Source organism: Pseudomonas sp. SDO5522_S412 (genome assembly GCF_054071215.1).
Map to the genome: position 1 here is coordinate 1 of NZ_JBSVWQ010000178.1, position 11,911 is coordinate 11,911.

The following is an 11,911-nucleotide window of genomic DNA, read 5'->3' on the forward strand; positions in this document are numbered from 1 at the left end:
AAGGCAGTGGATCAGTCAATACATCCGGTGACTGACACTGCGCTTTCGCGAGCAAGCCCGCTCCCACATTTTTGATCCGGTTTCTTCAGGGCTACCTGATTAGACCGGTGCTGGAGCCCGACGCGAATCCGCCGGCTTCTCCCAACCATCCGCAGCCGCTTCTTCAATCGCCTGCTGGATCGCTTTCTTGCGGTGCTCTTCCGCACGACGACTGAAGAACCACACCAGGAAGGTCACGATCGACACCGCCAACAGAATCAGGCTGGCCACGGCGTTGATCTCGGGTTTAACCCCCAGGCGCACCGCCGAGAATACTTCCATCGGCAACGTGGTCGAACCCGGCCCCGACACGAAGCTGGCCAACACCAGGTCATCCAGCGACAGCGCGAACGACATCATGCCGCCCGCCGCCAGCGAAGGCGCGATCATCGGGATGGTGATCAGGAAGAACACCTTCCACGGCCGCGCACCCAGGTCCATGGCTGCCTCTTCAATCGACAGGTCCAGCTCACGCAAGCGCGCCGACACCACCACCGCCACATACGCCGAACAGAACGTGGTGTGGGCGATCCAGATGGTCACCAGGCCACGTTCCTGCGGCCAGCCGATCATCTGCGCCATGGCCACGAACAGCAGCAACAGCGACAGGCCGGTGATCACTTCCGGCATCACCAGCGGCGCCGTCACCAGGCCGCCGAACAGCGTGCGGCCCTTGAACTGGCTGATGCGCGTCAGCACGAACGCCGCCAATGTACCGAGTGCCACCGCCGCAATCGCGGTGTAGCAGGCGATTTCCAGGGAGCGACCGACCGAGCCCATCAACTGGGTGTTGTCCAACAGGCCGACGTACCACTTGATCGACCAACCGCCCCACACCGTCACCAGTTTGGATTCGTTGAACGAGTAGATCACCAGGATCAGCATCGGCAGGTAGATGAACAGCAACCCCGCCACCAGCATGAAGCTTGAGAAACTGACGCGCTTCATATCTTGCCCTCCATCTCTTTGGCTTGGCTGCGGTTGAACAGGATGATCGGCACGATCAGGATCGCCAGCATCACCACCGCCAGGGCAGACGCCACCGGCCAGTCACGGTTGTTGAAGAATTCTTGCCACAACACTTTACCGATCATCAGGGTTTCCGGACCGCCCAGCAGTTCCGGGATCACGAACTCGCCCACCACCGGGATAAACACCAGCATGCAGCCGGCGATGATGCCGTTCTTGGACAGCGGCACGGTGATTTTCCAGAAGCTGTTGAAGGTGCTCGAACCCAGGTCCGACGCGGCTTCCAGCAGGCTCTGGTCGTGCTTCACCAGGTTGGCGTACAGCGGCAGGATCATGAACGGCAGGTACGAATAGACCACGCCGATATACACCGCAATGTTGGTGTTGAGAATCTGCAGCGGTTCGTTGATCAACCCGATGGACATCAGGAAGCCGTTGAGCAACCCGTTGTTGCTGAGGATGCCCATCCACGCATAGACCCGGATCAGGATCGCAGTCCAGGTCGGCATCATGATCAGCAGCACCAGCACGGTCTGGATTTCCTTGCGTGCGCTGGCAATGGCGTAGGCCATCGGGTAGCCGATCAGCAGGCAGAGGATGGTGCTGAAAAACGCCATCTTCAGCGAGCCCAGGTACGCCGCGATGTACAACTCGTCATCGCCCAGCATCCCGTAGTTGGCCAGGTTCAGCACCAACTGCAGTTTCTGTTCAACGAAGGTGTAGATCTCGGTGTAAGGCGGGATCGCTACGTCGGCTTCGGCAAAGCTGATCTTCAAGACGATGAAGAACGGCAGCATGAAGAACAGGAACAACCAGAGGAAAGGGATCCCGATGACCACATGCCGGCCACCGGGGGTTATTCGTTGCAGCTGGCGTTTGAACTTCTTCATGTTCATGAGCGAAGTACCACGCCGCTGTCGTCTTCCCACCACACGTACACCTGGTCGCCCCAGGTAGGGCGCTGGCCACGGCGTTCGGCGTTGGCCACGAAGGATTGCACCAGCTTGCCGCTCGGCAATTCGACGTAGAACACCGAATGGCCGCCGAGGTAGGCGATGTCATGCACCTTGCCGCTGGACCAGTTGTGCTCGCAGGTCGGCATTTCGGTGGTCACCAGCAGCTTTTCAGGGCGGATGGCGTAGGTCACCGACTTGTCTTCCACCGAGGTGGCGATGCCGTAGCCGACGTAGATATCGCGGTCCAGGTCCGGGCACTTGAGTACCGCGTGGCCTTCGGCGTCGTCCACCACCTGGGTGTCGAAGATGTTGACGTTGCCGATGAACTCGCACACCAGGCGGCTGGTCGGCGTTTCATAGATGTCGATCGGGCTGCCGATCTGGGCGATCCAGCCCAGGTGCATGATCGCGATGCGCTCGGCCATGGTCATGGCCTCTTCCTGGTCGTGGGTCACCATCACGCAGGTCACGCCCACGCGCTCGATGATCTCCACCAGTTCCAGTTGCATCTGCGAACGCAGCTTCTTGTCGAGTGCGCCCATCGGCTCATCGAGCAGCAGCAGTTTCGGACGCTTGGCCAGGGAACGCGCCAGCGCCACCCGCTGACGCTGGCCGCCAGACAGCTGGTGCGGCTTGCGCTTGGCGTACTGGCTCATCTGCACCAGCTTGAGCATCTCGGCCACGCGGGCGTCGACCTCGGCCTTGGGGATCTTGTCCTGCTGCAGGCCAAACGCGATGTTCTGGGCCACGGTCATGTGGGGAAACAAGGCGTAGGACTGGAACATCATGTTGATCGGCCGCTCGTACGGCGGCATGTCGGTGATGTCCACACCGTCGAGGTAAATGCGTCCTTCCGTTGGGCGCTCGAAGCCTGCGAGCATGCGCAGCAAGGTGGATTTGCCCGAACCCGATCCGCCGAGCAAGGCGAAGATTTCGCCTTTCTTGATTTCCAGGGACACATCGTCCACCGCAATCGTCTCGTCGAACTTCTTCGTGACCCGGTCGATTTTGACCAGCACCTTTTTCGGTGTCTGGTCGCCCTCGAGGGCTTTCTTATAGGCGCCGGAGGCAACTGCCATTTACGAAACTCCCAGAATAAAAAGAGTGCAGCTCGCCCAATACGGGCCAGCCTTGGATAGTTTGAGCGTTAAGCCTTACTTGCCCGTCTTGACCTTGGTCCAGCTACGGGTCATCAAACGTTGCACTTTCGGGGGTAGCTCGAAGTTGACAAAAGTCCGGTCGAGAACCGCCTGCGGTGGGTAAACCGCTTCGTCGGTGCGTATCGATTGCTCCATCAGTTTGTCCGCCCCTGGGTTAGGGTTGGCGTAACCGACGTAATCACTGACCTGAGCGATCACTTCAGGTTTCAGCAAATAGTTGATGAAGGCGAGGGCCTCTTTGACGTTGGTGGCATCCTTGGGGATGGCCAGCACGTCGAACCACAGGTTGCCGCCTTCTTTCGGAATCACGTAGGCGATGTTCACGCCCTTGCCCGCCTCGGCTGCACGAGCCTTGGCCTGGAACACATCACCGGAGAAGCCGGCCGCCACGCAGATGTTGCCGTTGGCCAGGTCCGAGATGTATTTGGAAGAATGGAAGTAGGTCACGTAGGGACGCACTTTCAGGAGTTTCTCTTCAGCCTTCTTGTAGTCTTCAGGGTTGGTGCTGTTGGGGTTGAGGCCCATGTAGTTGAGCACCGCCGGCAGCATTTCATCCGCCGAGTCCATGAACGACACACCGCACGTGGCCAGCTTCTTCATGTTTTCCGGCTCGAACAGCACGGCCCAGGAGTCGATATGGTCGACGCCCAATACTTCCTTGACCTTGTCGACGTTGTAGCCAATACCGTTGGTGCCCCACAGGTACGGCACGGCGTACTGGTTGCCCGGGTCGTTCTTTTCCAGGCGCTTGAGCAGCGCCGGGTCGAGGTTGGCGTAGTGGGTCAGTTGCGACTTGTCGAGCTTCTGGAACGCGCCGGCCTTGATCTGCTTGCCGAGGAAGTGGTTCGACGGCACGACCACGTCATACCCGGTACGCCCGGCGAGCAACTTGCCTTCCAGGGTTTCGTTGGAATCAAACACGTCGTAGACCGGCTTGATGCCGGTGGCCTTTTCAAAGTTGGCCAGGGTGTCCGGGCCGATGTAGTCCGACCAGTTATAAATATGCACAGTCGGGGCGGCCTGCACGCTGACAGCCAGCGTGATACCTGCACCCACCAGCAAGGCTTTGCGAAATAAAGAAATTGGCAAGTGGAGGTCCTCTTAAATAGTTGGGCCCGAAGTTGTTGCCCGGCAACAAAACCGGCGCGCAACTTACCCTCGATAAACCGATCCGGCAAAACTTTCTGTCATTTAATTGTTTCGCTAACCACCGCGCGCATCGCGGCAGTTAGCAAAACAGGTATCAAAGCGGCTTTACTTGCCCGATTTGATTTTTGTCCAGCTGCGGGTCATTTCCCGCTGAGTAGCAGCCGGCAAGTCAGCAATGGCATACAGCTTGGCTTGCACGTCCGCTGGCGGATAAATGCCTGGGTCGCTGGTGATGTCTTTGTCGACCAACGCGGTAGCTTTCTCGTTACCGTTCGGGAAACGTACGCTGTTGGTAATGCCCGCCATGACTTCCGGCTTCAGCAGGTAGTTCATGAACTTGTAGGCAGCGTCGACGTTCTCGGCATCTTTAGGGATGGCGACCATGTCATAGAAGCTGCCGGCACCTTCTTTCGGAATGTCATAGGCAACCTTGACCTTGCCACCGGCTTCAGCCGCGCGGGACTTGGCCTGTTGCACGTCACCCGAATAACCCACGGCTACGCAGATGTTGCCGTTGGCCAGGTCGGAAATGTACTTGGACGAGTGGAAGTAGCCGATCGAAGGACGCAGCTTGAGGAACAGGGCCTCGGCTTGCTTGAGGTCTTCCTTCTTCTGGGTGTCGGTCGGCAGGCCCAGGTAATGCAGTGCCACTGGCAGCATTTCGGTTGGCGAATCGAGGAAGCTCACACCGCAGCCTTTGAGCTTGGCGAGGTTTTCCGGCTTGAGGATGGTGTCCCACGAGTCGATCTTGTCGATGCCCAGTGCGGCCTTGACCTTCTCCGGGTTGTAGCCGATGCCGATCGAGCCCCACATGTACGGGAAGGCGTGCTTGTTGTCCGGGTCGCTGATGGACACGGCTTTAAGCAGGGACTTGTTCAGGTTGTCGTAGTTCGACAGCTTGGACTTGTCCAGTTCCTGGTAAACACCGGCCTTGATCTGCTTGGCGAGGAAGTTGTTCGACGGCACGACAATGTCGTAGCCGGACTTGCCTGCCAACAACTTGGCTTCCAGGGTTTCGTTGGAGTCGAACACGTCATAGACCACCTTGATCCCGGACTCTTTTTCAAAGTTCGCGATGGTGTCCGGTGCGATGTAGTCGGACCAGTTATAAACGTGCAGCACTTTATCGTCGGCGTGTGCCGCGCCTGCCATGGCCCCCATCAGGGACAAGGCCAGGAGGGTCTTGCCAGCGTTCTTCAAACCTAATGCCTTCATTCGGTCATGCTCCAATTTTTTCTTTTTTGGGCCACGTTCGTTCTTTAATTACAACGTGTTTCGCAGCCCGTCTAAGGGCGACAAAACAGGGCGACAGTCTGGCAAGTTCAGGGGCCGGCTTTCAACCAATGCCCCGCTTTTCTAACACCCCAGAAGCAGCGCCCGACAGGCGCTGCGTTCTGAGCCTAGCATTTAGCCCTGCAATGCCGCCAAAGTCAGGTCCAGGCAGTGCCGCGCCTTGGTCACCAACTCGTCTATCTCGGCCTTGCTGATCACCAACGGTGGCGAAATGATCATGGTGTCGCCCACGGCGCGCATGATCAGGCCATTCTCGAAGCAGAACGTGCGGCAGATCATGCCAACACCACGGCCTTCATAACGCTTGCGCGTTGCCTTGTCCTGAACCAGTTCGATGGCACCGAGCATGCCCACACCGCGAACTTCCCCCACCAGCGGGTGATCAGCCAGTTCCCTCAAACGCTTTTGCAAATAGGGTGCCGTTTCGTCGTGCACGTGCTTAACAATTTGTTCATCGCGCATGATGCGGATGTTTTCCAGGGCTACCGCTGCCGCCACCGGGTGACCGGAATAGGTGAAGCCGTGGTTGAAATCACCGCCTTCGTTCAGCACGGCGACCACTTCGTCGCGCACGATCAGGCCGCCCATCGGGATGTAGCCGGAGGTCAGGCCCTTGGCGATGGTCATCATGTCGGGCTTGAGGCCGTAGAAATCGCTACCGAACCACTCACCGGTGCGGCCAAACCCACAGATCACTTCGTCAGCCACGAACAGGATGTCGTACTTGGCGAGGATTTCCTTGATGCGCGGCCAGTAGCTGTCTGGCGGCACGATCACCCCACCGGCACCCTGGATCGGCTCGGCAATAAAGGCACCGACGTTGTCCACGCCCAGTTCCAGGATCTTCTCTTCCAACTGGTTGGCCGCCCACACGCCGAATTCTTCCGGGCTCATGTCGCCGCCTTCGCCGAACCAGTAAGGCTGGGCGATGTGGACGATGCCCGGGATCGGCAAGTCGCCTTGTTCATGCATATAAGTCATGCCGCCGAGGCTGGCGCCGGCCACGGTTGAACCGTGGTAGCCATTCTTGCGGCTGATGATGGTTTTCTTGTTCGGCTGGCCTTTGATCGCCCAGTAGTGGCGGACCATACGCAGCATGGTGTCGTTGCCTTCGGAGCCGGAGCCGGTGAAGAACACGTGGTTCATGCCCTGCGGGGCGATATCGGAGATGGCTTTGGCCAGTTCCAGCACCGGCGGGTGGGCGGTCTGGAAGAACAGGTTGTAGTAAGGCAGTTCTTTCATCTGCTTGGCGGCCGCATCAGCCAGTTCATCGCGACCGTAACCGATCGCCACGCACCACAGGCCGGCCATGCCGTCGAGAATCTTGTTGCCTTCGCTGTCCCACAGGTAAACGCCGTGGGCTTTGGTGATGATCCGTGGGCCTTTCTCTTTCAATTGCTTGAAGTCGCTGAACGGCGCCAGGTGGTGATCGCTGCTCAAGGCTTGCCATTCACGGGTTTGCGGGTTGTTGCTGGACATACCAATCTCCTAGATGTTTCAGGTGAGGACGCGCCGTTTGAAGGGCGCGCCCGGCGCATCAGACGGCGAAGAGCAGGAATTCCCGCTCCCACGAACTGATCACGCGCTTGAAGTTTTCATGCTCGGCCCGCTTGACCGCGACGTAGCCTGTGATGAATTTTTGACCCAGGTATTTCTCGATGGTCTTGCTGTTTTCCATGCGCTCCAGGGCGTCTTCGATGGTCAGCGGCAGGCGCAGGTTGCGGCGCTCGTAACCACGGCCCACCACCGGTGCGCTTGGGCTGATGCCTTCGACCATGCCGATGTAGCCACACAGCAAGCTGGCGGCAATCGCCAGGTACGGGTTGGCGTCGGCACCGGGCAGGCGGTTTTCCACCCGACGGTTTTGTGGGCCGGCGTCCGGAACCCGCAGGCCAACGGTGCGGTTCTCTTCGCCCCACTCCACGTTGACCGGCGCCGAGGTGTCGGGCAGGAAGCGGCGGAACGAGTTGACGTTAGGCGCGAACAGCGGCAACAGCTCGGGGATGAATTTCTGCAGGCCGCCGATGTGGTGCAGGAACAGCTCGCTCTTGGTCCCGTCTTCATTGGAGAACACGTTCTTGCCGGTGGCGATATCGATGATGCTCTGGTGCAGGTGCATTGCACTGCCGGGCTCGCCGGTCATGGGCTTGGCCATGAAGGTGGCCGCCACGTCGTGCTTGAGCGCCGCTTCGCGCATGGTGCGCTTGAACACCAGGATCTGGTCGGCCAGGGACAGTGCGTCGCCGTGACGGAAGTTGATTTCCATCTGCGCCGTGCCGTCTTCGTGGATCAACGTGTCGAGGTCCAGCTCCTGCAGCTCGCACCAGTCGTAGACGTCTTCGAACAACGGGTCGAATTCGTTGGCCGCTTCTATAGAGAAGGACTGGCGGCCAGTCTCCGGGCGACCGGAGCGGCCAATCGGCGGTTGCAGCGGGAAGTCCGGGTCTTCGCAGCGTTTGGTCAGGTAGAACTCCATCTCCGGCGCCACGATGGGCTGCCAGCCCTTGTCGGCATAGAGCTTGAGGACTTTCTTGAGCACGTTGCGCGGCGACAGCTCGATCGGGTTGCCTTGCTTGTCGTAGGTGTCGTGGATCACCTGGGCCGTAGGCTCTATGGCCCAGGGCACGAGGTACACCGCGTTCTCGTCCGGGCGGCAGATCATGTCGATGTCGGCCGGGTCGAGCAATTCGTAATAGATGTCGTCTTCGACATAGTCGCCGGTCACGGTCTGCAACAGAACGCTTTCGGGCAGGCGCATGCCTTTTTCGGCGATGAACTTGTTGGTCGGCGAGATCTTGCCCCGGGTGATGCCGGTGAGGTCGCCAATCATGCATTCGACTTCTGTGATCTTGTGGTCTTTCAACCAATCGGTGAGCTGGTCGAGGTTGTTACTCATAAATGCCTCTGGGCTGTGTTTCCTGACATCCATTAAAGGTCAGGCGTAAGTTGACGCAGCATCCGCGTCGCGTTGCATCACCCGCTTTCGACAGGCATTGCCAAATGCCTGGAAGATTGCGAGGTAGTGCGGGTTAGAGCTTACCTGCCATTCGGGGTGCCATTGCACTCCTAAAGCAAAAGCCTTGCCCGCGGGCACTGAAAAGCCTTCGATCAGGCCATCCGGCGCTGTGGCCTCGACCTGGAAACCGGCCGCCAGGCGATCAATGCCCTGTGAATGGATCGAGTTGACCTGGATCGTCGACGGCAAGCCCAGGCTTGCCAATACCCCATTCGGGGAGATGGTTACCGGATGTGCCGGGCCGTACTGGATGTCCAGCGGCTGGGTGTCGTCTTCGCGGTGATCCATCATGCCCGGCACTTCATGAACCTTCTGGTGCAGGCTGCCGCCAAACGCCACGTTCATTTCCTGAAAGCCACGGCAAATCCCCAGTACCGGAACGCCGGCCGCTATGGCTGCACGCAGCAGCGGCAGGGTGGTTTGGTCCCGTGCAGAATCATGAGCAGTCCCGGGCGCGCTGGCCGGACCGTCGTAGTGAAAGGGTTCGATATTGGAAGGTGAGCCGGTAAATAGAATGCCGTCCAGGCCGTCAAGAATATTGGCCGGGTCGAGCAGATCCGCCAGGGACGGAATAATCAACGGCAAGCCCTTGGCAGCGGTGGCCACTGCACGGACGTATTTGTCGCCACTGATGTGATAAGCATGCAGACCGACCTGTTTGGAGCAGGCGGTGACGCCGATTAACGGCAGGCGAGACATGAAGCACCCCGGTATTATTGCTGTTATGGGTTTGAATCGAGCTTAGCCTTGTTCATTTTTTTACACAACACCCCCGTAAAAAATACAACACGGCCCGCTCAAACGTGCTGGTTCCAAGAGCCCCAATCCCAAAAAATTGCCCCAAAAAGCCCCAAAAAAGCCCTCACGGCGCTTTTTTAGGGCAAAAAAGGCCTCGCTTGACTTCGGCATGCCGTTCGGGTTGACTGAAACCCGAAGAGATCAATGATTGATATTTTTAACAACAAAGGTGTTGCATCATGTCGGTACCCCCGCGTGCCGTTCAGCTTAACGAAGCGAACGCGTTCCTTAAGGATCATCCTGAGGTTCTGTACGTAGACCTTCTAATTGCGGATATGAATGGTGTGGTGCGCGGCAAGCGCATCGAACGCACCAGCCTCCACAAGGTTTACGAGAAGGGCATTAACCTGCCTGCCTCTCTATTTGCCCTGGATATCAACGGCTCAACGGTGGAAAGCACCGGCCTGGGTCTGGACATCGGTGATGCTGACCGAATCTGTTATCCAATCCCCGACACCCTGTGCAATGAACCCTGGCAAAAGCGCCCAACCGCGCAACTGCTGATGACCATGCACGAACTCGAAGGTGAACCTTTCTTCGCCGATCCTCGCGAAGTACTCCGCCAAGTTGTAAGCAAATTTGACGACCTCGGTCTGACCATCTGCGCCGCATTCGAGCTGGAGTTCTACCTGATTGACCAGGAGAACGTGAATGGCCGGCCACAACCGCCCCGCTCGCCGATCTCCGGCAAACGCCCGCACTCGACACAGGTCTACCTGATCGACGACCTCGACGAATACGTCGACTGCCTCCAGGACATTCTGGAAGGTGCAAAAGAGCAAGGCATCCCTGCCGACGCCATCGTCAAGGAAAGTGCCCCGGCGCAGTTCGAAGTGAACCTGCACCACGTTGCCGACCCTATAAAGGCCTGCGACTACGCGGTACTGCTCAAGCGCTTGATCAAGAACATCGCCTACGACCATGAGATGGACACCACCTTCATGGCCAAGCCTTACCCGGGCCAGGCAGGCAACGGCCTACACGTGCACATTTCGATCCTGGACAAGGACGGCAAGAACATCTTTGCCAGCGAGGATCCCGAGCAGAACGCCGCATTGCGTCACGCGATCGGCGGTGTGCTGGAGACCCTACCCGCCCAAATGGCGTTCCTGTGCCCTAACGTCAACTCCTACCGTCGTTTCGGCGCACAGTTCTACGTGCCGAACTCGCCGTGCTGGGGACTGGATAACCGCACCGTGGCGATTCGCGTACCGACCGGCTCGTCCGACGCCGTACGTATCGAACACCGTGTGGCCGGGGCTGATGCCAACCCTTACCTGCTGATGGCTTCGGTATTGGCGGGCGTGCATCACGGCCTGACCAACAAGATCGAGCCTGGCGCACCGGTGGAAGGCAACAGCTACGAGCAGAACGAACAGAGCCTGCCGAACAACCTGCGTGATGCCCTGCGCGAGTTGGACGACAGCGAGGTGATGGCCAAGTACATCGATCCTAAATACATCGATATCTTCGTCGCCTGTAAGGAAAGTGAGCTGGAGGAGTTCGAACACTCCATCTCCGACCTTGAGTACAACTGGTACCTGCATACCGTATAAGCGGTTGCCGGGCTAAAAAGAACGCCGCAGGCCTTTGGCCTACGGCGTTTTTTTATGGCTGTTGTGGCGAGGGAGCCTGCTCCCGCCGGGCTGCGAAGCGGCCCCAATAAGAACACCGGGTTCTTTCAGGCGGAACCGAGGTGCAGGTCTTGGGCCTGCTGCGCAGTCCAGCGGGAGCAAGCTCCCTCGCCACAGGGTATGGATCATCCAGTGGCTCTGCGTACAATGCCCGCTGCCCTGTAGGAGACTTCAATGAATCGCCCTGCCACTCCTCGCAAACCCCGCGCCCGCAGCCAGGCCCGGATCGACGCGATCCTCGATGCCGCCCGCACCTTGCTGGCCGCCGAAGGCGTGGCCAGCCTGTCGATCTACAGCGTGGCCGAGCGGGCGCAGATTCCACCGTCATCGGTGTATCACTTCTTCGCCAGCGTGCCGGCGTTGCTGGAGGCGCTGACCGCTGACGTTCATGCGGCCTTTCGCGCGGCCATTCAGGCGCCCATCGATCATGATTCACTCAAGCACTGGCGCGACCTGTCCTGCGTGGTGGAGCAGCGCATGCTCAGCATCTACAGCAACGACGCCGCCGCCCGCCAATTGATCCTGGCCCAGCACGGGTTGACCGAAGTGACACAGGCCGACCGCCAGCACGACCTGGAGCTGGGAAACCTGATGTTTGAGGTGTTCAACCGGCACTTTGAGGTGCCGAGCCTGCCCGCCGATGTCGACGTGTTTGCCCTGGCCCTGGAACTGAGCGACCGCGTCTACGCGCGCTCGGTGCATCAGCATGGGCAAATCACCCCGCGCATGGCCGAGGAAGGCATGCGGGTGTTTGATGCGTATGTGGGGCTTTATCTGCCGGCGTTCTTGCCCAAGCGGGTGGCTGCGCTCTGATTTTTTGTTGCCTGTCCGGGCCTCTTCGCGAGCAAGCCCGCTCCCACATTCGACCGTATTCCAAAGGTAGAACTCGGTCAAATG

Annotated in this window: 10 protein-coding genes; 2 read left to right on the top strand and 8 right to left on the bottom strand. The window is 58.9% G+C overall.

Annotated features, from left to right (window positions below; all coding sequences use genetic code 11):
- Nucleotides 1–99: 99 nt before the first annotated feature.
- From ACW9I6_RS25150 to ACW9I6_RS25185, 8 genes are all read right to left on the bottom strand, one after another.
- Nucleotides 100–987, bottom strand: a complete 888-nt coding sequence (locus ACW9I6_RS25150) for an ABC transporter permease subunit (protein ID WP_008438909.1) — start codon at nucleotides 985–987, stop codon at nucleotides 100–102.
- Nucleotides 984–1,904, bottom strand: a complete 921-nt coding sequence (locus ACW9I6_RS25155; protein WP_003213882.1) for an ABC transporter permease subunit — start codon at nucleotides 1,902–1,904, stop codon at nucleotides 984–986. The genes ACW9I6_RS25150 and ACW9I6_RS25155 overlap by 4 nt, the downstream gene beginning before the upstream one ends.
- Nucleotides 1,901–3,043, bottom strand: a complete 1,143-nt coding sequence (locus tag ACW9I6_RS25160; protein ID WP_003195240.1) for an ABC transporter ATP-binding protein — start codon at nucleotides 3,041–3,043, stop codon at nucleotides 1,901–1,903. The genes ACW9I6_RS25155 and ACW9I6_RS25160 overlap by 4 nt, the downstream gene beginning before the upstream one ends.
- 75 nt (nucleotides 3,044–3,118) lie before the next feature.
- A complete protein-coding gene (locus tag ACW9I6_RS25165; RefSeq protein WP_003213885.1) occupies nucleotides 3,119–4,213 on the bottom strand; it encodes a polyamine ABC transporter substrate-binding protein in 1,095 nt (364 codons plus the stop codon).
- Nucleotides 4,214–4,378: 165 nt separating this feature from the next.
- Nucleotides 4,379–5,473 (bottom strand): polyamine ABC transporter substrate-binding protein, encoded by a 1,095-nt coding sequence (locus ACW9I6_RS25170; protein ID WP_003213887.1) that lies wholly within the window; start codon nucleotides 5,471–5,473, stop codon nucleotides 4,379–4,381.
- Nucleotides 5,474–5,680: 207 nt separating this feature from the next.
- Nucleotides 5,681–7,045, bottom strand: a complete 1,365-nt coding sequence (locus ACW9I6_RS25175; protein ID WP_003213889.1) for an aspartate aminotransferase family protein — start codon at nucleotides 7,043–7,045, stop codon at nucleotides 5,681–5,683.
- A 58-nt stretch (nucleotides 7,046–7,103) separates the two neighbouring features.
- Nucleotides 7,104–8,462, bottom strand: a complete 1,359-nt coding sequence (locus ACW9I6_RS25180) for a glutamine synthetase family protein (RefSeq protein WP_177054904.1) — start codon at nucleotides 8,460–8,462, stop codon at nucleotides 7,104–7,106.
- 39 nt (nucleotides 8,463–8,501) lie between these two features.
- Nucleotides 8,502–9,281, bottom strand: coding sequence for a gamma-glutamyl-gamma-aminobutyrate hydrolase family protein (locus ACW9I6_RS25185; RefSeq protein WP_003213893.1), 780 nt, complete (start codon nucleotides 9,279–9,281; stop codon nucleotides 8,502–8,504).
- A gap of 278 nt (nucleotides 9,282–9,559) precedes the next feature.
- Here ACW9I6_RS25185 and ACW9I6_RS25190 point away from each other — a divergent pair, with 278 nt between their 5' ends.
- The gene (locus tag ACW9I6_RS25190) at nucleotides 9,560–10,936 is read left to right on the top strand and encodes a glutamine synthetase family protein (protein WP_003213894.1); all 1,377 of its coding nucleotides are present in this window, start codon (nucleotides 9,560–9,562) and stop codon (nucleotides 10,934–10,936) included.
- A gap of 252 nt (nucleotides 10,937–11,188) precedes the next feature.
- On the top strand, nucleotides 11,189–11,827 hold the full coding sequence (locus tag ACW9I6_RS25195) for a TetR/AcrR family transcriptional regulator (protein ID WP_003213896.1): 639 nt from the start codon (nucleotides 11,189–11,191) through the stop codon (nucleotides 11,825–11,827).
- Nucleotides 11,828–11,911: the final 84 nt, after the last annotated feature.